This window comes from Curtobacterium sp. USHLN213 (genome assembly GCF_037144815.1).
Lineage (GTDB): Bacteria > Actinomycetota > Actinomycetes > Actinomycetales > Microbacteriaceae > Curtobacterium.
The window spans coordinates 75,545-96,623 of sequence record NZ_JBBCYQ010000002.1; the positions used below are offsets into that span (position 1 = coordinate 75,545).

At 71.2% G+C, this 21,079-nt stretch carries 19 protein-coding genes and 1 tRNA gene; 8 read left to right on the forward strand and 12 right to left on the reverse strand.

Going from position 1 to position 21,079, the window contains the following annotated elements; translation table 11 throughout:
- Window positions 1-53 precede the first annotated feature (53 nt).
- From pknB to WFH25_RS02945, 7 genes are all read right to left on the reverse strand, one after another.
- Window positions 54-1,850, reverse strand: coding sequence for a Stk1 family PASTA domain-containing Ser/Thr kinase (gene pknB / locus WFH25_RS02915; RefSeq protein WP_336696747.1), 1,797 nt, complete (start codon window positions 1,848-1,850; stop codon window positions 54-56).
- Between the two features lie 121 nt (window positions 1,851-1,971).
- A complete protein-coding gene (locus WFH25_RS02920; RefSeq protein ID WP_092385591.1) occupies window positions 1,972-3,711 on the reverse strand; it encodes a protein kinase domain-containing protein in 1,740 nt (579 codons plus the stop codon).
- On the reverse strand, window positions 3,708-5,165 hold the full coding sequence (locus tag WFH25_RS02925; protein WP_071294235.1) for a peptidoglycan D,D-transpeptidase FtsI family protein: 1,458 nt from the start codon (window positions 5,163-5,165) through the stop codon (window positions 3,708-3,710). Before WFH25_RS02925 ends, WFH25_RS02920 begins: the two co-directional genes overlap by 4 nt.
- Complete coding sequence (locus WFH25_RS02930; RefSeq protein ID WP_229084711.1) at window positions 5,162-6,598, reverse strand: FtsW/RodA/SpoVE family cell cycle protein; 1,437 nt, start codon at window positions 6,596-6,598, stop codon at window positions 5,162-5,164. Before WFH25_RS02930 ends, WFH25_RS02925 begins: the two co-directional genes overlap by 4 nt.
- On the reverse strand, window positions 6,595-7,947 hold the full coding sequence (locus WFH25_RS02935) for a Stp1/IreP family PP2C-type Ser/Thr phosphatase (protein ID WP_070417453.1): 1,353 nt from the start codon (window positions 7,945-7,947) through the stop codon (window positions 6,595-6,597). The genes WFH25_RS02930 and WFH25_RS02935 overlap by 4 nt, the downstream gene beginning before the upstream one ends.
- Before the next feature lie 6 nt (window positions 7,948-7,953).
- Complete coding sequence (locus WFH25_RS02940) at window positions 7,954-8,505, reverse strand: FHA domain-containing protein FhaB/FipA (protein WP_070417452.1); 552 nt, start codon at window positions 8,503-8,505, stop codon at window positions 7,954-7,956.
- Window positions 8,502-9,182 carry a DUF3662 and FHA domain-containing protein gene (locus WFH25_RS02945; RefSeq protein ID WP_336696748.1) on the reverse strand — a complete coding sequence of 227 codons (681 nt, stop codon included), beginning with the start codon at window positions 9,180-9,182 and terminating at the stop codon, window positions 8,502-8,504. Before WFH25_RS02945 ends, WFH25_RS02940 begins: the two co-directional genes overlap by 4 nt.
- 86 nt (window positions 9,183-9,268) lie before the next feature.
- Between WFH25_RS02945 and WFH25_RS02950 the strand changes: the two genes are divergently transcribed.
- A tRNA-Leu gene (locus WFH25_RS02950) sits at window positions 9,269-9,355 on the forward strand.
- Between the two features lie 57 nt (window positions 9,356-9,412).
- Here WFH25_RS02950 and WFH25_RS02955 read toward each other — a convergent pair.
- Window positions 9,413-9,853 carry a hypothetical protein gene (locus tag WFH25_RS02955; RefSeq protein WP_336696749.1) on the reverse strand — a complete coding sequence of 147 codons (441 nt, stop codon included), beginning with the start codon at window positions 9,851-9,853 and terminating at the stop codon, window positions 9,413-9,415.
- An 86-nt stretch (window positions 9,854-9,939) separates the two neighbouring features.
- Here WFH25_RS02955 and WFH25_RS02960 point away from each other — a divergent pair, with 86 nt between their 5' ends.
- Window positions 9,940-10,608: an NUDIX domain-containing protein gene (locus tag WFH25_RS02960; protein ID WP_336696750.1), complete on the forward strand. Its 669-nt coding sequence runs from the start codon at window positions 9,940-9,942 to the stop codon at window positions 10,606-10,608.
- Here WFH25_RS02960 and WFH25_RS02965 read toward each other — a convergent pair.
- A complete protein-coding gene (locus WFH25_RS02965; protein ID WP_336696751.1) occupies window positions 10,574-11,215 on the reverse strand; it encodes a TetR family transcriptional regulator C-terminal domain-containing protein in 642 nt (213 codons plus the stop codon). The two genes, WFH25_RS02960 and WFH25_RS02965, sit on opposite strands and share 35 nt — an antisense overlap.
- Window positions 11,216-11,235: 20 nt before the next feature.
- The gene (locus WFH25_RS02970; RefSeq protein ID WP_336696752.1) at window positions 11,236-12,768 is read right to left on the reverse strand and encodes a PucR family transcriptional regulator; all 1,533 of its coding nucleotides are present in this window, start codon (window positions 12,766-12,768) and stop codon (window positions 11,236-11,238) included.
- Between the two features lie 92 nt (window positions 12,769-12,860).
- On the opposite strand from WFH25_RS02970, the gene gabT reads away from it, so the two are divergent.
- From gabT to WFH25_RS02985, 3 genes are read left to right on the forward strand one after another with little or no spacing between them, the layout of a single operon-like run.
- Complete coding sequence (gene gabT / locus WFH25_RS02975; protein WP_336696753.1) at window positions 12,861-14,225, forward strand: 4-aminobutyrate--2-oxoglutarate transaminase; 1,365 nt, start codon at window positions 12,861-12,863, stop codon at window positions 14,223-14,225.
- Window positions 14,222-15,763, forward strand: coding sequence for an NAD-dependent succinate-semialdehyde dehydrogenase (locus WFH25_RS02980; RefSeq protein WP_336696754.1), 1,542 nt, complete (start codon window positions 14,222-14,224; stop codon window positions 15,761-15,763). Before gabT ends, WFH25_RS02980 begins: the two co-directional genes overlap by 4 nt.
- Complete coding sequence (locus WFH25_RS02985) at window positions 15,760-17,130, forward strand: flavin monoamine oxidase family protein (protein WP_309777661.1); 1,371 nt, start codon at window positions 15,760-15,762, stop codon at window positions 17,128-17,130. Before WFH25_RS02980 ends, WFH25_RS02985 begins: the two co-directional genes overlap by 4 nt.
- Window positions 17,131-17,187: 57 nt before the next feature.
- On the opposite strand, the gene WFH25_RS02990 is transcribed toward WFH25_RS02985, so the two are convergent.
- The gene (locus WFH25_RS02990) at window positions 17,188-17,718 is read right to left on the reverse strand and encodes a GNAT family N-acetyltransferase (protein WP_336696755.1); all 531 of its coding nucleotides are present in this window, start codon (window positions 17,716-17,718) and stop codon (window positions 17,188-17,190) included.
- A gap of 54 nt (window positions 17,719-17,772) precedes the next feature.
- Here WFH25_RS02990 and WFH25_RS02995 point away from each other — a divergent pair, with 54 nt between their 5' ends.
- Both WFH25_RS02995 and WFH25_RS03000 read left to right on the forward strand, forming a co-directional pair.
- Entirely contained in the window at window positions 17,773-18,267 is a 495-nt protein-coding gene (locus WFH25_RS02995) for a GNAT family N-acetyltransferase (RefSeq protein ID WP_336696756.1), read from the forward strand.
- Window positions 18,268-18,319: 52 nt separating this feature from the next.
- Window positions 18,320-18,481 (forward strand): hypothetical protein, encoded by a 162-nt coding sequence (locus WFH25_RS03000; protein WP_336696757.1) that lies wholly within the window; start codon window positions 18,320-18,322, stop codon window positions 18,479-18,481.
- Window positions 18,482-18,503: 22 nt separating this feature from the next.
- On the opposite strand, the gene WFH25_RS03005 is transcribed toward WFH25_RS03000, so the two are convergent.
- Window positions 18,504-18,956 (reverse strand): hypothetical protein, encoded by a 453-nt coding sequence (locus tag WFH25_RS03005; RefSeq protein WP_336696758.1) that lies wholly within the window; start codon window positions 18,954-18,956, stop codon window positions 18,504-18,506.
- A 98-nt stretch (window positions 18,957-19,054) separates the two neighbouring features.
- Between WFH25_RS03005 and glgX the strand changes: the two genes are divergently transcribed.
- On the forward strand, window positions 19,055-21,073 hold the full coding sequence (gene glgX / locus WFH25_RS03010; protein ID WP_336696759.1) for a glycogen debranching protein GlgX: 2,019 nt from the start codon (window positions 19,055-19,057) through the stop codon (window positions 21,071-21,073).
- Window positions 21,074-21,079 lie beyond the last annotated feature (6 nt).

The following is a 21,079-nucleotide window of genomic DNA, read 5'->3' on the forward strand; positions in this document are numbered from 1 at the left end:
ACAGGAGGCGCGGAGCAGCCCCGCCGCGGAGCATCCGTCAGGACGCGGTCAGGTCACTGACCGTCGTCGCCGCCGTCCTTGCCACCGTCGGCGGGTGCATCCGTCGCCGGCGGCTGCGAGGGCTGCGCCGAGCCGGCGCAGTACGTGAGCGTCACGGTGCTGCCCTGCGCGATGTCGCCGGCGGGGGCGCTCTGCTGCGTCACGGTGCCACCGATGCACGAGTACGACGGCGCCGGCGTGACCTTCAGCCCCAGCTGGGCGAGGGTCGCGTTCGCCGTGGAGAACGGCTGCTGGGTGACGTTCGGCAACTCGACCTTGCCGTTCGACACCGTCAGGTTCACCACCGTGCCCTTGGTGTGCTGCGACGAGGCGGCGGGGTCGGTGCTCATGACCGTCCCCTCGGGCACGTCGGGCGAGTAGTCGGAATTGATCGCACCGACGGCGAAGCCCGCCTGCTCGAGAGTTTTCTGCGCTGCGTCCTGCGCCTGCCCCGCGAGGTCCGGGACGGCGACCTGTTCGGGGCCGAGCGAGACGATCACGCGGACGTTCTGCTTGCGCGCGACGTTGGTGCCGGAGCCGGGCTCGGTGCGGATGACCGATCCCCGGTCGACGTCGTCGGAGTTCTCCTCGACCTTGACGGGGACGAGGTCCTTCTTGCCGAGCGCGGAGGCCGCGGAGTCGTAGGTCGCACCGACGACGTTCGGCACGCTGACCGAGGACGTGACGGGAGGCTTGCCCGGACCGAGGTTCGCCACGAAGAACACGACCGCCACGATGACCGCCGCGGTCAGGATGATGCCGACCCAGATCCAGGCGACGGGCGGCCGGTTCTGGGTGCGCTGCGGACGGTGCTCGGCGGTGTCGTCGTCGAGCTCGCGGAAGGCCACCGCGGGGTTCGAGGTCGTCCGGGGGTTCACACCGAACAGCACCGTCGAGGCGTCGTGGGCGGCCTGCTGCTGGAGCTTGCGGGTCGACGCGGGGACCTTGCCCGCCGCGGCCTGCTGCAGTTCCGTCCGGAACTCCGCCGCGTTCTGGTAGCGGCGCGTGCGGTCCTTCACCAGGGCGTGCAGCGTGACCGCGTCGAGCGCCGGCGAGACCTCGGGCGTGAGGGACGACGGCGCGACGGGCTGTTCGCTGACGTGCTGGTACGCCACGGCGACGGGGGTGTCACCAAGGAACGGCGGGCGGCCGGTGAGCAGCTCGAAGAACACGACACCGGTGGAGTAGACGTCGGTGCGGGCGTCGACGGTCTCGCCGCGGGCCTGTTCCGGGGAGAAGTACGACGCGGTGCCGAGGATCGAGGTCGTCTGGGCGACCGTCGCGGAGGTGTCGGTGATGGCGCGGGCGATGCCGAAGTCCATGACCTTGACCTGGCCGGAGTGCGTCACCATGACGTTCGCGGGCTTGATGTCGCGGTGCACGACGCCGGCACGGTGCGAGTACTCGAGCGCGGTGAGGATGCCCTCGGTGATGCGCACGGCTTCGTCCGGGGCGACCGGGCCGTCGCCGATGATGTCGGAGAGCGGACGGCCCTCGACGTACTCCATGACGATGAAGGGCACCTGCACCTCGGCACCGGAGGTCTCGGTGACCGTCTCTTCGCCGGCGTCGTAGACGCGGACGATGGTGGGGTGGGCCATGCGGGCGGCCGCCTGGGCTTCCTGCCGGAAGCGCGTGCGGAACGCCGGGTCGTTGGCGAGGCTGGGCTTCAGCAGCTTCACTGCCACCTTGCGTCCGAGCCGGGTGTCGTTGCCCAGATGCACAGTGGCCATGCCGCCCCGACCGATGACGTCACCGATCTCGTAGCGGTTGGCGAGGAGGGTGATCCCCGCGGTCACACCTTCTGGCACGTACTCCTCCGAATGTCCGTCCGGGCAAGTGTACGGCAGGCTTCGCTGGTGAGACGCTGGTGACGGGGGGCTCGACCGAACCGTTACGCAACGGTGTCGCGAGCCCCCGTCCGGGGGTGGATCACAGCGGGTCTTGCGGGGTTTCGGTGCTGCCCGGCTCAGGAGTTTGGTCGGGCGTCTCCTGCCAAGCGTCGCTCGACGCGGCCTCGGACGCCGCCGACGCCGCGAGGTTGCCGCACGTCACGGTGTAGCTCAGCGAGGCCGAGGTGTCGATCTTGTCGATCTGCACGGTGACCGATCGGTGGTCGGCGTCGAGCGTGCCCGAGGTCTGGCTCGAGGCGTCCTTGCCGCCGGTGATCGTGTACGCGTACGACGACACGGTGTACCCGGTCGGGCACGTCGCCGCCGCCCAGCTGAAGGTCACCACGCCGTCGGCGGACACCGCACCCGGGGACGCCGAGTTCGGCTGGTTGACCGTCGGCTGCGCCGTGTACTGCTGCAGCACGACGAGCGAGCCGGGAGCCAGGCTGCCGGTGGGGCTGATCGACTGGACGGTGTTCGCCTGCTCGGGCTTCGGGGCGGGGTCGCCGTCCTCGACGCGGGAGGTGAGGTTCAGCGCCTCGAGCTTGGCCTGCGCGTCGGCGACCGACAGCCCGACGAAGTCCGCCGAGTTCACGGTCACGCGGGTCTCGGTCGGAGACGGCGTCGGGGTGTTGGACGGCTTCGGCGTCGCGCTGCGCGTCGTCGCGGACTTCGTCGGCTCCGGCTGACCGTTGCTGTTCAGGGCGAACGCGCCGACGACACCGGCGATGATGAGCACCGCGACGATGCCCACGACCCACCAGATCCAGGCGCGCTTCTTCTTCGGCTCCTCGTCCTCGCCGTCGACCGGCGAGCCCGGGGTGCCCGGACCGCCCGTGACCGCACCGGCCTGGGTGCCGATGAGCGCCGTCGCAGCGTCGTTCCCCGGCGTCTGCGGCGGGTTGAACGCCACGGTGCCGCCGGCGGCGATGGCCGGCACGGCGACGGTGGCGGCCGCGACGTCCCCACGGCGGAGCGCCTGCGCCGCACGGGCCAGGTTCGCCGCCGTCGCCGGACGGTCGGCCGGCTTCTTGGCGATGCACGACATCACGAGGGCGGAGACCGGCTCCGGGATGTCCCCCGGGAGCGCCGGCGGCTGCTCGTTGATGTGCGCCATGGCGATCGCGACCTGCGACTCGCCCGTGAACGGGCGACGGCCCGCCAGGCACTCGTACGCGACGATGCCGAGCGAGTAGATGTCGGTCGACGGCGACGCCGGGTGCCCGCTCGCCTGCTCCGGCGAGAGGTACTGGACGGTGCCCATGACCTGTCCGGTCGCGGTGAGCGGCACCTGGTCGGCGATGCGCGCGATGCCGAAGTCGGTGATCTTGACGCGGCCGTCCGGCGTGATGAGCAGGTTGCCCGGCTTGATGTCGCGGTGCACGAGCCCGACGGCGTGTGCGGCCTGCAGGGCGTTCGCGGTCTGCGCGACGATGTCGAGGACCTTGTCGACCGGCAGCGTGTGCTCCCGCTCGATCATGGTCGAGAGCGCCTCGCCGGGGACGAGCTCCATCACGAGGTAGGCGCTGCCGTCCTCCTCGCCGTAGTCGAAGACGTTGGCGATGCCCTCGTGGTTGACGAGCGCAGCGTGACGGGCCTCGGCGCGGAAGCGCTCGAGGAAGCCCGGGTCGCCGAGGTACTCGTCCTTGAGGATCTTGAGTGCGACGGTCCGGCCGATGACGAGGTCGGTGGCCTGCCACACCTCTCCCATGCCGCCGATGGCGACGCGGGACGAGAGTTGGTACCGCCCACCGAAGGTGAGTCCGCTGGTGGGTCTCATTTGTTCAGCACCGCCTCCATGACTTTCTTCGCGACCGGGGCCGCGACCGTGTTGCCGACTCCGGACTGCCCGAGTCCGCCGCCGTTCCCGACGACGACCGCGACGGCCACCTCCGGGTCCTTCGCCGGGGCGAAGCCCGTGAACCAGAGTGTGTAGGGATCGCCCGTGCCGCCTTCGGCCGTACCCGTCTTCCCTGCGACGTCGACACCGTCGATCTTGGCATTGGTGCCGGTCCCCGAGCTGACGACGCTCTGCATGGCCTCGGTGAGGTCACTCGATTCGGAGGCCGAGAGCGGGTCGCTGTACTGCTTCGGGGAGAAGGACTCGACGGTCTTCAGGTCGCTCGTCGTGATCGAGTCGACGAGCGAGGGCTGCATGACCTTGCCGCCGTTCGCGATGCCGGCGGAGACCATGGCCATCTGCAGCGGGGACACGCGGACGCTGGCCTGGCCGAACGAGCTCAGCATGAGCTGCGCGGTGTCGTCGCTGACGTCGGGGTACTGGCTGGCGGTGGCGCGCATCGGGACCTCGATCGCGTCGCCGAAGCCGTACTTGTCGGCCATGCTCTTGATCGCGTCGTAGCCGAGCTTCTGGCCGAGCTCCGCGAAGGGGATGTTGCACGAGTACTGGATCGCCGTGCGCAGCTTGACCTTGTCGCCGCCGCCGCACGAGCCGCCCTCGGCGTTGTTGATGTACGTGCTCGTGCCGGGCAGCTGCAGCCGCGACGGGTTCGGGAACTCGGAGTCGAGGTTGTACTTGCCGCCCTCGAGCGCCGCGGACGCCACGACGAGCTTGAAGACCGACCCGGGTGTGTACAGGTCGCCGCCGATGGCCCGGTTCTGCAGGGGCTTCGCGGCGTTCGACTCGAGCGCCTTGTACTGGTCGATGACGTTCTGCGTGTCGTGCGACGTCAGCGTGTTCGGGTCGTAGCTCTGCTTCGACACCATCGCGAGGATCTTGCCGGTCTTCGGCTGGATCGCGACGACGGCGCCGGTGTTGTCGCCCAGCGCGTCGTACGCGGCCTTCTGGACGTCGGGGTCGATCGTCAGGTTGACGTTGTCGCCCTGGACGTCCTGGCCGGTCAGGATCGCGTTGAGGTTCTGGAAGAACGAGGCGTCGGAGTTGCCGGAGAGCACGGTGTTCTCGGCGCCCTCGATGCCGGAGTTGCCCTGGCCGATCGTGAAGTACCCGGTGACGGCCGAGTACAGGTCGCCGTTCGTGTACTTCCGCTGGTACTGGTACTGGTCGTCCACCGGGGTCGACTCGGCGATGGGACTGCCGTTGACGAGGATCGCGCCGCGCTTCGTGGAGTAGCTGGCGAGGATCGTCCGGGAGTTCCGCGAGTCGGCGCGGAGGGAGTCGGCCGAGAAGAACTGGATGGAGGTCGTCGACACGAAGAGTGCGACGAACATGAGCACGATGACGGTCGAGACACCGCGGAGCTGTCGGTTCACCGGCTGCGCTCCTTCCTGGTCGTCCCGCGACCACGAGCAGCCGGGATCGCACCCTGCTGCACGCGCTGTTCGGCGGGGATTGCATCGGTCAGGCGCAGCAGCATCGCGGCGATGATCCAGTTGGCGACGAGGGACGAACCACCGGCCGCCATGAACGGCGTGGTGAGGCCGGTGACCGGGATGACCCGGGTGATGCCGCCGACGACGACGAACACCTGCAGCGCGATGATGAAGCCGAAGCCCACGCCGAGCAGCTTGCCGAAGTCGTCCTGCGCCATGAACCCGACGCGGAGGCCCCGGGACGCCAGGATGATGAACAGGGCGAGGATCGCGAAGACGCCGATCAGGCCGAGTTCCTCACCCAGCGACGCGATGATGTAGTCCGCGTTGGCGACCGGGGTGATGTACGGACGCCCCTGGCCGAGACCGGTGCCCGTGATCCCGCCGTTCGCGAAGCCGAACAGGCCCTGCACGAGCTGGTAGCTGCCCTGGGTCTGCCGGGTGAAGATCTCCTGGTTGAACGGGTCGAGCCACTGCTCGAACCGGCCGTGCACGTAGACGAGCACGGATTGCGCGATGAGCGCGCCGCCGACGAACAGCACCAGCCCGATGAGGACCCAGCTCAGCCGCGCCGTCGCGACGTAGATCATCACGAGGAACAGGCCGAAGTAGAGCAGTGCGGTGCCGAGGTCGCGCTGGAAGACCAGGACGCCCATGGCCGCGGCCCACATCACGAGGATCGGCCCGAGGTCACGCGCCCGCGGGAACGTCATGCCGAGGAACTTCCGGCCGACGATCGACAGCGAGTCCCGTGCGGTGACGAGGTAGCCGGCGAAGAACAGCGCCATCGTGATCTTGGCGAGCTCGCCCGGCTGGAAGGTGAACGAGCCGAGCTTGATCCAGACCCGCGCGCCGTTCACGTTGAGTCCGATGCCGGGCAGCATCGGCAGCAGCAGCAGCGCGATCGTCAGGAACATGAAGATGTAGCGGTACCGCTGCAGGAACCGGTGGTTCCGGACGACGGAGACCGTGATGATCGCCAGGACCATCGCGAGCATCGTCCAGACGATCTGCTTCACGCCGATCGCGCCCCAGCCGGTCAGGCCGTTGTGGACGTCGATGCGGTAGATCTCGGCGATCCCGATGCCGTTCAGCACGAGTGCGACCGGCAGGATGAACGGGTCGGCGTTCTTCGCGACGATGCGCAGCACGACGTGCATCACGAGCGCGAGCCCGAGGATGCCGGCGCCGACCCAGAGCACCGAGGTGTCGAACAGCTTGCCCTTCGTGCCGAGCTGCACGAGGACCATCGCGCCGGCGCAGATGCCGCACGCGATGACGAGCAGCACGAGCTCGAGGTTGCGGGCGCGGGCGGGCTCCCGCAGCTTGATCGTGATCGCCTGCGTGAAGGACTGGGCGGTGGCGCTGCTCATCGCTTCGCCCCTGGTGACGGCGACGGCGACTTCGTCGGGGACGAGGAGGGCGTCGGGGACGGTGATCCGCCGTCACCGCCGGTGCCCGCCTGGTCCTGCCCGGTCTCGGCGGCCTTCCGCAGCCGGTCGACGATGTCACGGGCGTCGTCGAGCGACTGCGCGTTGATCGTCGAGCGGACGTTCTCGCGGGTGTACTCCGGCAGCCCGGACACCGAGATGTCGGTGTCCTCGTACACGTCGGACAGCGCGATCGGCCCGATCGACTGCTGCACGCCCTTGTAGATCGCGACGGTGCCGCGGTCGGTCCCGACGTAGTAGTGGTCCTGGATGATCCGCCAGCCGAGGAAGACGGCGCCGACGAGTGCGGCGACGGCCACGACGAGCGCGATGGTCCACGAGACACGACGGCGGATCCGGCGACGGCGGTCCTCGGCGATGAGCTCGGCGAAGAACTGGTCGGACTCGGGCTCGAAGTGCGAGTCCTCGGGGGCGGTCGTGACCTTGAGCGGGTGGAGCAGGATCGTGGGGAGGCGGATCGGCTTGCGGCCGGTCGACGCCTCGAACGTGAGCGGTGCAGCCGCGGACCCGACCGTGGTGGCCGCATCGTCGTCGTCGTCGGGCTCGGTGTCGGTGACGTCCATCACGACGACCGTCACGTTGTCGGGCGCGCCGTGGTCGAGCGTCTCCTTCACGAGGCGCTGCGTGACCTGGTTCGCGTCCATGTTCGACGCGAGCGCGTGCCGGATGCGCTCTTCGGCCAGGTACGACGAGAGACCGTCGGAGCAGAGCAGCCAGCGGTCGCCCGGCTGGATGTCCATGATCGCGGTGTCGACCTCCGGCGCGGCGTCGACGTCGCCGAGCACCCGCATGAGGACGGAGCGTCGCGGGTGCACCGCGGCCTCTTCAGGGGTGATCCGGCCGCTGTCCACGAGCCGCTGCACGAAGGTGTGGTCGGACGTGATCTGCTGGAGCTCGCCGTCGCGGTGCCGGTAGATGCGCGAGTCGCCGATGTGCGCGATGGCGATCTGTTCGCCGACCCGGATCATCGCGGACACCGTGGTGCCCATGCCGGTGAGTTCCTGGTGCTCGAACACCGTCTCGGTGATGAGCTGGTTCGCCGCGATCAGCGCCGACTGCAGTGCGAACTCGGCGTCGTGCGCCGACGGGAACTCGCGGTCGACCTCCCTGATGCGGCGGATCGCGATCGCCGAGGCGACGTCACCGCCCGCGTGCCCGCCCATGCCGTCGGCCACCGCGAACAGGTGCTGTCCGGCGTAGCCGGAGTCCTGGTTGTTCGCGCGGATGCGTCCGACGTGGGACACAGCGGCGCTCAGCGTGCGAGCGGTCATCCCGGGTTACCGCCGCAGCTCGAACGTCGTCGTCCCGATCGTGATCGGCGTCCGCTCCGCGATGATCACGGGAACGGTCACCTTCTGACCGTTGACGAACGTGCCGTTCGTGGACTCGAGGTCGGTGAGGAGCCAGCCGTCGGCCCGGAGGTCGAGGCGGGCGTGGTTGGTGGACGTGTAGTCGTCGCGGATGACGACGTTGGACTCGCTCGACCGGCCGATCGTGATCGGGCCGCCACCGAGCGGCATCTCCATGCCCTCGCGCGAGCCCTCGGTGATCACGAGGCGGGTCGCAGCCGGCGTGGCGGACTGCTGCGCCCCCGTCGCTTGACCGATGAGGTCCGTGAAGGCACCGGCCGACGCTGCGGCGGGGGCCGCTGCTGCCGGCACCGCGGGGGTCGTCGGACCCGACGCACCGGCCTTCGGATCGGTGGGGATCGTGCGCACGCGCTGGCCGAACAGATCGCTCCGCAGGGCGAAGACGATCACGAACACGAACAGCCAGAGCACCGCGAGGAACGCGAAGCGCAGGACGAGCAGGGTCAGCCCTGTGGTCACCTGGTACCTCCGTCGTTCTCGGGTATCACCCGGAACACCATACGGGTACGACCGATCTCGATCGTGGAATCCGGCTCCACGATGGCCTGCTGGAAGCGCTCACCGTTCAGTTTCGAGCCGTTCGTCGACCCGAGGTCGTTGGCCTGGGCGTGCGTGCCGTCCCAGATGACCTCGACGTGCTTGCGGCTCGTGCCGGTGTCGGCGACGGTGATGTCGGCGTCCGTCCCGCGACCGATCACGGTGCGACCACGCTGCAGCTTGTGCCGCTGCGAACCGATGTCGAGCACCGCGACCCAGGCGACGTCGCGCTGCACCGTCGTCGAGTCGATCTGCAGGATCCCGGTGGAGAGGGTGCCGTCCTGCTGCAGGCGGATCGTGACCGGTCCGGAGAAGGAGTAGTTCTGCGCGACCGCGTGCTGCTGCACCATCTGCGAGAGCTCGTCGACGAGCGGCCGACCGATGTCGTTCATGCGCGTGTAGTCCGGCGGCGCGAGTCGCACCGTGAACTCGTTCGGCACGAGGATGCGTTCGCGGGAGACGACGGCTGCCTTGGTGTCGAGCTCGCGGCGGAGGGCGCTCGAGATCTCGACGGGCTGCACGCCGGAGCGGAAGGTCTTCGCGAACGCGCCGTTCACGGCGCGCTCCAGCCCTCGCTCGAAGCTGTCCAACAGGCCCATGGGTCTCCAGTGTTCTCGGTCGTCGACCTCTGCATGGTAGTGGTTGGCGTCTGGCAGCGTCTGTGCGTGGTAGTGTTCTCGGGCTGGCGCGAGTGGCGGAATTGGTAGACGCGCACGGTTCAGGTCCGTGTGCTGGAAACGGCGTGGGGGTTCAAGTCCCCCCTCGCGCACCAGACAACGCAAGAGGCCCCCGGAGAGATCCGGGGGCCTCTTCGCGTTCCGCAGCGGCGTCAGTTCCGCGGGCGGTCGGGATCCGTCGGCCTGGAGGCGCGGCTCGGCTCGGCACCGTCGGCGCGCCGGAAGAACGGGCGTGCGCTGGGCAGGAAGAGCAGCACCGCGGCGACGACCGACACCAGGATCAGCGCGGTGGACAGGCCCCCGTCGGTGATGCTCAGGACGGCACGGAGCGCGGCGATCGCCACGAGCACGATCCGGGCCACCGCGGAGCCACGGAGCACCAGGATCGTCGGAGCGGCGACGGCGGCCCAGACGACGAACGACAGCACGAGCGCGAGGACGCCGCCGACCCCGGTCAGTCCCGACCCGGACGCCGAGACGACGACGGTGGAGACGACGCCGACGACCAGCCAGACGGCCCAGAGGACGACCGCCGTCCGGACGACCGGAGGCGGGGTCGGTCGGGAACGTCGCAGGTCGTCCGTCGTCGTCATGTGCTCCCCGTCCCCGCCGCTCCCTGGTGCGGCGTGACGATCGTACCGGCGGCCTGCCCGCGCCGGCGGGACGCTAGCGTGACGACGTGGACGACGCGCGCACGACCGACCCCCGACCCGGTACCACCGTCCCGGACGCCCGTGGTCGCACCGGGCTCGACGCCGTCGGCCGCGACCTCGACCGCAACCCGGACGTGGTCGTCCGTGACGTCGAGGTCGTGTCGGACGGCTGGCACGTGCTCCGCCGGACGACGCTCGACGTCCGGCGCCGTGACGGTCGTTGGGACCGGCAGCAGCGCGAGACCTACGACCGCGGCAACGGTGCTGCCGTGCTGCCCCACGACCCCGAGCGCGACACCGTGCTGCTCACCCGGCAGTTCCGCTGGCCCGCCTACGTCAACGGCCACCCGGACGGGATGCTCGTCGAGGCGGCAGCGGGGCTCCTCGACGAGGACGACCCGGAGACGGCCGTGCGGCGCGAGGCGGCGGAGGAGCTCGGCATCCGGCTCGGCACCCTCACGAAGGTGTTCGACGCGTTCATGAGCCCCGGGTCCGTGACCGAGCGCGTGCACGGGTACGTCGGTGCCTACACGCCCGCCGACCTCGTGCACACCGGCGGCGGGCTGGAGGACGAGGGCGAGGACATCGAGGTGCTCGAGCTCCCGTTGGACGAGGCCCTGGCGATGGTCGCGGACGGGCGCATCGCCGACGGCAAGACGATCATGCTCCTGCAGTGGGTGGCCCTGCAGCGCTGAGGGCAGCGGCGTCCAGTCCGACGGCGTGCGCGATCGTCGTGCGGACGAGGCCCTCGCGCGTCGGCCGGTCGAGGTAGTCCACGAGGGCGTACCCGTTCGTGGCGTCCACGAGCGCGAACAGCAGCCGGCCGACCGCGTCCGGGTCGTCGGTGCGCATGACCCCGTCGCGGACGCCGTCGCGGACCACCCCGGTCGCGAGCGCCTGCCAGTCGTCCATGACGTCGCGCGCGGCGGTGGCGAGCGCACCGTTGGTCCGGCCGAGGCTCCACGCGTCGGCCCAGAGCGCGGCGACGTCGTCCCGGGTGGGGTCGGCGATGCAGGCCAGCAGGGTCCCCAGGCGAGCGGTCGGGTCGGACCGTTCGTGCACGATCCGGCGGACCTCGGCCACCTCGGCGCTCGCGACGGTGCGGAACGTGTCGCCGACGAGGTCCTCCATCACCGGGCGGTAGTGCGCCACGAGCGAGGGCGCCACGCCGATCGCAGCGGCCACACCACGCAGGGTCACGGCGGCGAGGCCCTCGGCGCGGGCGACGGCGACGGCCGCGTCGGCGATCTGGGCCTCCCGCTCGGCCGGGCTCAGGCGCCGGCGGGTCGGAGGGGTCGGCACGACGCCAGCCTAGGCGCGCCTCACGCGCCCTCGACGACGAACGCCGCCCAGAGGTCGGCGCGGGTGGCGAACACCGACAGGTCCCGTTCGAGCAGCCGTCCCGCGTGCTCGACCCGCGCGCGGGCGGTGTGCCGGTGGATGCCGAGTGCCTGGGCGGTGCGGTCGTACTCGCAGTTCTGCTCGAGCCAGGTCCGCACGGTGCGGGTCAGCTCGGTGCCGGCCGTCCGGTCGTGGTCGAGCAGGGGAGCGAGGAACGCGCGGGCGACGGCACCGGCGTCGACGTCCACGTGGGCGAGGTGGGCGAGCACCCCCTCGCGGGCGAGGTCGCCGAACTCGGTGGTGCCGGGTCGCCCCTCGCGCCGGCGGTCGAGTGCCTGCACCGCCTCGGTCCGCGCACGGCCGAAGTACCGGTACGAAGCGCCGTCGGAGAGCCCGGCGTGCAGGTCGAAGCGGTCCACGAGTTCCTCGACGATCGCGGTGTCCTCCGCGCCGACGCAGAGGAACAGCTCGTCGTCCGCCGCGAAGAAGAGCCGGCCGGGGCGGTCCTGCACCCACAGCTCGAGCCAGTCGACCACGGTGTCGAGGTCCTGGTCGGGGACGTCGACGGCGGCGATCCGGACGGGTTCGGCCGGCAGCGGTCCCCACACCTCGCGCGAGGTCGTGTCCACGACGGCGGGGTCGCCCACCGACAGCATCGTGAGGAGCCCGGTGCGGAGGAGCCCGCGCGCACGGGCGAGTTCGCGGTTCTGCTGCAGTGCGAGTCCGGCCAGGGCGATCACGGCGGTGACGACCTCGCGGCCGGCCCGGTCGAGCGCGCCGCCGTTCGCGATGGCGAGCACGCCGCTGAGGTGGCCGCCGCTGCCGAGGGTCTGCAGCGAGAACCCGGTGCGGTGTTCGGTCGTCACGGGCAGGCTCGCCCGCTGGCCGGCTCGGAGGAGCCGGAGCGCCTCGGTCCGGAGCACCTCGAGGTCCTCGGCGGGGACACCGTCGGCCGGGTGACCGCGGTCGAGTCGCCCGGAGACGTCGAAGAGGCCGACCCACCCGTCGAGCTGCCGGGACAGCTCGGCGATGGTCGCCCCGAGGCCGTCGGGGCGCATGGCCGCGAGCGAGATGGCCCGCTGCGCGGCGAGGGCCCAGGCGTTGCGGGCGTTGGCGTCACGGGCGACGGCGTCCGCGTTCGCCTGCGCGACGGCGATGAAGGAGGTCTCGTACGGGACCTCGAAGAGTGCGAGTCCCTGTTCCGTGCAGGCGTCGACGAGCTGCGGCGGGGTACCGGTGCGCACGACCTCGTCCCCGAAGCCGAGCGCGACGACGCCCCGGCGCAGCAGTCGGGCGACGTAGGCGTCCGCGACCGCCGCCGTGACCTCGGAGTCGTCGCCGAACTGCGTGCCGGTGGTGAGCAGCCCCTGCCCGTCGGCGAGGAACGGCGTCGGGTCCTCGAGGTCGGAGCTGTGCAACCAGGACAGCGGCGCATCGAGGGCTGCGTCGGTGGCCGTCAGGAGCCGGAGCCGCAGGTCGGCGCGGTGGAGCAGGGAGCGCAGGGTCGCGGGCATGGGTGCACCCTATCCGCTGCGTCGATCGAGGTGGCCGCCGGTGTACACGGTGGACAGCGGTGCCGCAGGGGAGTGGCTCCTACGATCGCGGCATGTCCTCCACCGTCGCACCCTCGACCAGCGCCGCCGCGGGCGGCCCCTCGCTGCCCCAGGAACGGCGGCTCGTCACGGAGGTGCCGGGCCCCCGCTCCCGAGCGCTCTTCGAACGCAAGGCCGCCGCCGTGGCGTCCGGCGTCGGGGTCGCGGTGCCGATCGCCGTCGTCGCGGCCGGTGGGGGCGTGGTCGTCGACGCCGACGGCAACTCGTTCGTCGACCTCGGCTCCGGCATCGCCGTGACGAGCGTCGGCAACGCGCACCCGGGCGTGGTCGACGCCGTGCAGCAGCAGGTCCAGGCGTTCACGCACACCTGCTTCACCATCGCCGCCTACGACGGGTACGTCGAGGTCGCCGAGGCGCTCAACCGGCTCACCCCCGGCGACCACGAGAAGCGGAGCGCGCTCTTCAACTCCGGCGCCGAGGCCGTCGAGAACGCGGTGAAGATCGCCCGCAAGCACACCGGTCGGCAGGCGATCGTGGTGTTCGACCACGCCTACCACGGGCGGACGAACCTCACGATGGCGCTCACCGCGAAGAACCAGCCGTACAAGAACGGCTTCGGTCCCTTCGCGCCCGAGGTCTACCGCGTCCCGATGTCGTACCCGTTCCGCGACGGCGGACTGTCCGGTGCCGAGGCGGCGAGGCGCGCGATCAGCCAGATCGAGAAGCAGGTCGGCGCGGAGAACACCGCCGCGGTGCTCGTCGAGCCGATCCAGGGCGAGGGCGGCTTCGTCGTCCCGGCACCCGGGTTCCTCGCCGCGCTCTCGGAGTGGACCACCGCGAACGACGTCGTGTTCATCGCCGACGAGGTGCAGACCGGGTTCGCGCGCACCGGCGCCATGTTCGCGAGCGAGCACGAGGGCATCGTCCCCGACATCGTCACCACCGCCAAGGGCATGGCCGGCGGGATGCCGCTCTCCGCCGTCACCGGGCGCGCCGAGATCATGGACTCCGCCCACGTCGGCGGCCTCGGCGGCACGTACGGCGGCAACCCCGTCGCGTGCGCCGCAGCACTCGCCGCGATCCACGCCTTCGAGCACGACGGCCTGGTCGAGCGCGCTGCCGAGATCGGCGACGTGCTGCTCGGACGACTCCGCGCCGCACAGGCGACCGACCCCCGCATCGGCGACGTCCGCGGCCGCGGCGCCATGATCGCGATCGAACTCGTCGACGCGGCGACCGGGGAACCCGACGCCGCGCTCACCGGACGGGTCGTACGGTACGCGTACGAGCACGGCGTGATCGCCCTCACCGCGGGGACGTACGGCAACGTCCTCCGCTTCCTCCCCCCGCTCGCGATCGACGACGACCTGCTCCACGAGGGGCTCGACATCGTCCTGGAAGGACTCGCAGCAGCATGACCGACACCCAGCAGACCAGCCAGCAGACCACCCAGCGAGTCACCCAGCGCACCGACGCCGAACGCGAGCTGCTCGCGAAGGTCCCCACGGGCCTCCTGGTCGACGGCACCTGGCGACCGGCGGCCGACGGCGGCACGTTCGGCGTCGTCGACCCCGCCACCGGCGAGACGCTCCTCGAGATCGCCGACGCAACCCCCGAAGACGGCGTCGCGGCCCTCGACGCCGCCGAAGCGGCGAAGCACGGCTGGGCGACGACCCCGCCGCGCGAGCGAGCCGAGGTCCTGCGCCGCGCCTTCGACCTGCTCCAGGAGCGCCGCGCCGACTTCGCCCTCCTCATGACGCTGGAGATGGGGAAGCCGCTCGCCGAGGCGAACGGCGAGGTCACCTACGGCGGTGAGTTCCTCCGCTGGTTCTCCGAGGAGGCCGTCCGCATCGGCGGCTCCTACGGCACCAACCCCGAGGGCACCGGCCGTGCGATCGTCAGCCACAAGCCCGTCGGCCCGGCGTTCCTCATCACCCCGTGGAACTTCCCCCTCGCGATGGCCACCCGCAAGGTCGCCCCCGCGCTCGCCGCCGGGTGCACGGTCGTCGTGAAGCCCGCCGAGCTCACCCCGCTCACCACCCTGCTGTTCGCCGATCTGCTGGTCGAGGCGGGCGTTCCGGCCGGGGTCGTCAACGTCGTGCCGACCACGCACGCCGGTGCGCTGTCCGAGCCGATCATCGCCGACCCGCGACTCCGGAAGCTCTCGTTCACGGGATCGACGCCGGTGGGCCGGACCCTCCTCGCCCAGGCGGCGCAGAACGTGCTGCGGACGAGCATGGAGCTCGGCGGCAACGCCCCGTTCCTCGTGTTCGCCGACGCGGACCTCGACCTCGCCGTCGAGGGGGCGCTCGCCGCGAAGTTCCGGAACACCGGGCAGGCGTGCACCGCGGCCAACCGGTTCCTCGTGCACGAGGACGTCGCCGAGGAGTTCGCCAGTCGGCTCACCGACCGCGTCGCGGCCATGTCCGTCGGCCGCGGGACCGAGGACGGCGTCGCCATCGGCCCGCTCATCGACCAGCGCGCCGTCGACAAGGCGCACCGGCTCGTCACCGACGCCCTCGACCGCGGTGCGACCCTCCGGACCGGCGGCCACCCCGTCGACGGCCCCGGCACGTTCTACGCGCCCACCGTGATCACCGACGTGCAGCCCGGCAGCGACCTGCTCCGCGACGAGATCTTCGGACCCGTCCTGGCGATCCGGACGTTCTCGACCGAGGACGAGGCCGTCGCGGCGGCGAACGACACCGAGTACGGGCTCGTCGGCTACGCGTTCACCGAGGACCCCGCGCGCGGACAGCGCCTCACGGAACGGCTCGAGACGGGCATGCTGGGGCTCAACACCGGCGTCGTCTCGAACGCGTCGGCACCGTTCGGCGGGGTCAAGCAGTCCGGCCTCGGACGCGAGGGCGGCGGCGAGGGCATCGCCGAGTACCTCGAGACCATGTACACGCTGACGCCCGACCCGTTCGGGCGCACGAAGGGAGCGCAGCGATGACCATCGAGAAGGACGTCGTCGTCATCGGCGCCGGGGTCACCGGCCTCATCGCCGCGAACCGCCTCGTCGCCGAGGGGAAGCGCGTGGCCGTGCTCGAGGCCCGCGACCGCGTCGGTGGCCGCACGTGGACGAACGACATCGAGGGCGTCACCCTCGAGATCGGCGGCCAGTGGGTCTCCCCGGACCAGACCGCCCTGCTCGAGACCCTCGACGAACTCGGACTCGAGACGTACGACCGCTACCGCGAGGGCTCCAGCGTCTACATCGACGAGCACGGCACCCGCACCGAGTACACCGGCGACATCTTCCCGCTGCCGGAGGCCACCGCCGCCGAGATCGAACGGCTCGTCGCCGTCGTCGACGAGTACGTGGCGACGGTCGACCCGGCACGCCCCTGGGAAGCGCCCCACGCCGCCGCGCTCGACGAGACCTCGTTCCGCGCCTGGCTGCACACGCTGAGCGACGACCGGGTCGCGACCGACAACGTCGAGCTCTTCATCGCCGGCGCCATGCTGACCAAGCCCGCACACGCCTTCTCGGCGCTGCAGGCCCTGCTCATGGCCGCCTCGGCCGGGAGCTTCTCGAACCTCGTCGACGCCGACTTCATCCTCGACAAGCGCGTCGTCGGCGGCATGCAGCAGGTGTCCGAGCGGCTCGCCGCCCGGCTCGGTGCGGACGTCCACCTGAACGCCCCGGTGCGCACCCTGCGCTGGGACGACGAGGGCGTCACAGCGCTCGCCGACGGCGGCATCGAGGTCCGTGCCCGCCAGGCACTCGTGGCCGTCCCGCCGCCCCTGTACTCCCGCATCTCGTACGAGCCGCCGCTGCCGCGTCGCCAGCACCAGCTGCACCAGCACCTGTCGATGGGGTTCGTCATCAAGGTGCACGCCGTCTACGACCGGCCGTTCTGGCGCGGCGCCGGCCTGTCCGGCACCGCGTTCAGCCCGTACGAGCTCGTGCACGAGGCGTACGACAACACCTCGTACGGGCAGGAGCAGGGCACGCTCGTCGGGTTCGTGTCCGACCAGCACGCCGACGACGTCTTCGCCCTCTCCGCCGAGGAGCGCAAGGCCCGGGTGCTCGACTCGCTCGCGCACTACTACGGCGACGAGGCGCGCCGGCCGGTCGTCTACTACGAGAGCGACTGGGGTACCGAGGAGTGGACCCGTGGCGCCTACGCGGCGAGCTTCGACCTGGGCGGCCTCGTCCGGTACGGCGCCGACCAGCGCGCTGCCGTCGGCCCGATCCGGTTCGCGTCGAGCGACCTCGCCGGGCACGGGTACCAGCACGTGGACGGGGCGGTGCGGATGGGCCGCGAAGCGGCGGCCGAGATCCTCGCCTCGTTGCCGCAGCCGGCGGTGCAGTAGACCCACGCCGAGACGGACGGGAGGCGCGGTGCGGGCTGGCACCGCGCCTCCCGTCCGTCATCGGTGCGGGTCCAGGGCGTCCGCCTCCGTCAGGGAGGCGACCATCTGGACGCGGCGACCGTACCGGTCGAGCCCGAGCCGTGCCTCGGTCACCACCAGCCCGTCGTCGAACGGCGTCGACGGTGCTTGCTCGACGAACCCGGCGGTCGCGTAGAAGGGAGCGTTCCAAGGCACGTCCGCGTAGGTCCGGAGTGTGATGGCCTCGTGACCGCGCGCTCGGGCCTCGTCCTTCGCCGCCTCGACCAGCGCTCGACCGAGACCCTGCCGCGCGTGCCCGGGCGCCACCGAGAGCTGCTCCAGGTGGCAGACGCCGTCCCGCTCGAGCACGTGGACGAAGCCCGCCGGCCCGCCGTCGTCGCCCTCGACGACCAGCAGGAAGCCCGGCTCGGCGAGCCGCTCGGTGCCGGTCGGTGCCGGAGGCCACGTCTCCGGACGGAAGCGGTCGTCGAACAGCCGGTCGGCCTCGTTCTCGATCTGCTCGACCGCGGGAGCGTCCTCGGGCCGGGCGAAGCGGATGCGTCGGTGCACGAGGCGAGCCTACGGTCCGGGTCGGCCTCCCTGCGCGGCCGGTACGGTCGTCTCATGGGAGACCCGCACGACGAGGCCGTGGTGATCCGCCCGGCGACCGCCGCCGACGCCGAGGGCATCGCCAGGGTGCACACCACGTCGTGGCGCCAGACCTACGGCCGGTTCGTGGCCGACCCGGACACCGACCCGTGGTTCGACCTGGGACGGCGACTCGACATGTGGCGCGCGAACCTCGCCCAGGGGACGTTCGCGACCGTGGTGGCCGACGGCGCTGACGGGATCGTCGGCTTCGCCGCGGTGGAGGCGACGACCGAGCCCGACGCCGTCCGACCCGAGGAACTCACGATGCTGTACGTGCTCGGGCGCGCCCACGGCGACGGCAGCGGTCAAGCGCTCCTCGACGCGGTCCTCGGTGACCGTCCGGCATCGCTGTGGGTCGCCGAGGACAACCCGCGTGCGCACGCCTTCTACCGACGGAACGGATTCGCTCCGGACGGCGCCACGTCGAGCTTCGGCCCGATCGGCTCCACCGTGCGGCTCGTCCGCTGACCGACGCCCGTCCTGGACGGACACCGGACGCAGCGCGCGTACGGTCCGGGACATGAGCGACACCAGCGACACCAGCGGAACCAGCGACCCCACCGACGCCGAGCGGCAGTACACCGAGGACCTGCCGGACGGCTCGCCCTCGGGCGACGCCACGAAGGACCCGGAGCAGGACAGCGACCACGACTCGGGCGGCGAGCCGGTCGACCCGCAGTAGCGCGGTCTGGTCCGCGCCCTCGTCAGTCGGCGGCGCGGATGGGCTCGCCGGTGTCCGGGTCCCAACCGACCACCCGTGGCTGCGCGACCCGGGCAGCAGGGCGCTGGCGTGGCGGGAAGTACCCGCGAGCAGCGGGCAGGTACGGCAGGAACGCGGCGACGGCACCCAGTACACCGTTCGCGGTGGTGAGTCCGTACGGCGGCAGGAGGGCGCCGATGGCTCCGACCACACCGAGCACCGCCATCCAGAACCGCGCGCGTCCGGAGCCACGGCCGACGCGCAGTGCACCGAACACGAACCATCCGAGGATTGCCAAGCCGATGGCGACCGGCACGAGGGCCAAGGGGCCACCGGACGACACCGTTCCGGGCAGGTCCACGAGTCGTGTGACCAGGTCGCACGCGAACAGCACGAGCCACAGCACGACGGCAGCGGTCACGAGGACGGGGCGGGAGCGCGGGACACCGGTGGTCACGTGGCGATCCTAGGACCGGAGTTGCGCTGCGCACCACGCTCGGCGACGGGGTACGTCGGCGAGCCGGGGACACAGTCGCCGACCGGTAGAACGACGACATGACCACTTCTTCCCGCACCCCGCTCGGCGTGACACTCGTCGACGGCGGCGCGAACGTCGCTCTCTTCTCCAGCACCGCCGAGCGCGTCGAGTTCTGCCGGTTCGACGAGGACGGCACCGAACACCGCACCGAGCTCACGAACCGCACCGGCTACACCTTCCACGACGTCGTCCCGGACGTGACCGTGGGGACCCGCTACGCCTTCCGCGTCCACGGCGCATGGGACCCGGCGAAGGGCCTCCGCCACAACCCGGCGAAGCTGCTGCTCGACCCGTACGCCACCGCCGTCGACGGCACGTACGAGTGGGGCCAGGCGCTGTTCGGCCACGACATGCAGCACCCCGAGCAGATCGACGAGACCGACTCGGCCGCCGCGATGCCGAAGTCCGTCGTCGCCGACCGCGACTTCGACTGGGGCGACGACGAGCGGCCCCGCACGGCGCTCGCCGACACGGTCGTGTACGAGGTCCACGTCAAGGGCTTCACGAAGCAGCACCCGGACGTGCCCGAGGAGATCCGCGGCACGTACGCCGGACTCGCGCACCCGGCGGCGATCAAGCACCTCACCGACCTCGGCGTGACGGCCGTCGAGCTGCTGCCGACGCACCAGTTCGTGCAGGACTCGACCCTCGCCGACAAGGGTCTCCGCAACTACTGGGGCTACAACAGCATCGGGTTCTTCGCCCCGCACGACGAGTACTCGTCGTCCGGCACCGCCGGCCAGCAGGTCGCCGAGTTCAAGGCGATGGTGCAGGCCCTGCACGCCGCCGGCCTCGAGGTCATCATGGACGTCGTCTACAACCACACGGCCGAGGGCAACCACATGGGCCCGACGCTCTCGTTCAAGGGCATCGACAACGAGTCGTACTACCGCCTGGTCGAGGGCGACGAGGCGAACTACTTCGACACGACCGGCACGGGCAACAGCCTCAACGTGTCGCACCCCGCGGCGCTCGGTCTCATCATGGACTCGCTCCGGTACTGGGTCGAGGAGATGCACGTCGACGGCTTCCGCTTCGACCTCGCGACGACGCTGACCCGTCAGGGCGGCGAGGCGGAGAAGCACTCGGCGTTCCTCGACATCATCCACCAGGACCCTGTGCTCCGCGAGGTGAAGATGATCGCCGAGCCGTGGGACACCGCCGGCTACCAGGTCGGCGGCTTCCCGGCGGACTGGTCGGAGTGGAACGGCAAGTACCGCGACGACCTGCGCGCGTTCTGGCGCGGCGATGCGGGCACCCTCGGTGACGCCGTGCAGCGGGTGCTCGGCAGCCCGGACGTCTACGAGGGCTCCCGTCGTTCGCCGCTGTGCTCGGTCGACTTCGTCACCGCCCACGACGGTTTCACCCTGGCAGACCTGACGATGTACGCCGAGAAGCACAACGAGGCGAACGGCGAGGACAACAACGACGGCGAGAGCGACAACACCTCGTTCAACGGCGGTGTCGAGGGTCCGACCGACGACGGCGTGGTGAACGACTACCGGAACCGGCAGCGCCGCAACTTCCTCGGCATGCTGCTGCTGTCGGCGGGCGTGCCGATGATCCTCGGCGGCGACGAGATCGCCCGGTCGCAGGGCGGCAACAACAACGCCTACTGCCAGGACGACGAGATCTCGTGGTTCGACTGGGCCGCGGCCGACCGGGACCTGCTCGCCTTCACGACCGAGGCGATCGCGTTCCGCCGCGACCACGTGTCCCTGCGTCCCGAGTGGTACCGCACGGCCCCGGGCGACTCGGCGTCCACGGTCGACGTGCTCCGTGCCGACGCGAAGGGGTTCGACGACGCCGACTGGGCGGACGGCGGCAACCGGGCGGTCATGCTCGTCCTGCAGCAGGGCGACGACACCGTGGCGGTGCTGCTCAACGCGTCGGAGACCACCGTCGAGTTCACCCTGCCGGAGAAGCCGGGTGGCGGGCGCTGGTCCCTCGGGCTGTCGAGCGACCCGGACCAGGCCGTCGGCGACGACGCGTCGACGGTGCTGGTGCGCGACGCGTCGTTCACGGCATTGGTCTAGACCGGG

What these genes read in the sequence shown, in the direction of transcription:
- WFH25_RS02985 (WP_309777661.1), top strand. Translation starts at nt 15,760, where the DNA reads ATGACCATCGAGAAGGACGTCGTCGTCATCGGCGCCGGGGTCACCGGC.
- WFH25_RS02995 (WP_336696756.1), top strand. Translation starts at nt 17,773, where the DNA reads ATGGGAGACCCGCACGACGAGGCCGTGGTGATCCGCCCGGCGACCGCC.
- WFH25_RS02930 (WP_229084711.1), bottom strand. Translation starts at nt 6,598, where the DNA reads ATGAGCAGCGCCACCGCCCAGTCCTTCACGCAGGCGATCACGATCAAG.
- WFH25_RS03000 (WP_336696757.1), top strand. Translation starts at nt 18,320, where the DNA reads ATGAGCGACACCAGCGACACCAGCGGAACCAGCGACCCCACCGACGCC.
- WFH25_RS02935 (WP_070417453.1), bottom strand. Translation starts at nt 7,947, where the DNA reads ATGACCGCTCGCACGCTGAGCGCCGCTGTGTCCCACGTCGGACGCATC.
- WFH25_RS02970 (WP_336696752.1), bottom strand. Translation starts at nt 12,768, where the DNA reads ATGCCCGCGACCCTGCGCTCCCTGCTCCACCGCGCCGACCTGCGGCTC.
- glgX (WP_336696759.1), top strand. Translation starts at nt 19,055, where the DNA reads ATGACCACTTCTTCCCGCACCCCGCTCGGCGTGACACTCGTCGACGGC.
- WFH25_RS02920 (WP_092385591.1), bottom strand. Translation starts at nt 3,711, where the DNA reads ATGAGACCCACCAGCGGACTCACCTTCGGTGGGCGGTACCAACTCTCG.
- WFH25_RS02980 (WP_336696754.1), top strand. Translation starts at nt 14,222, where the DNA reads ATGACCGACACCCAGCAGACCAGCCAGCAGACCACCCAGCGAGTCACC.
- gabT (WP_336696753.1), top strand. Translation starts at nt 12,861, where the DNA reads ATGTCCTCCACCGTCGCACCCTCGACCAGCGCCGCCGCGGGCGGCCCC.
- WFH25_RS02945 (WP_336696748.1), bottom strand. Translation starts at nt 9,182, where the DNA reads ATGGGCCTGTTGGACAGCTTCGAGCGAGGGCTGGAGCGCGCCGTGAAC.
- WFH25_RS02955 (WP_336696749.1), bottom strand. Translation starts at nt 9,853, where the DNA reads ATGACGACGACGGACGACCTGCGACGTTCCCGACCGACCCCGCCTCCG.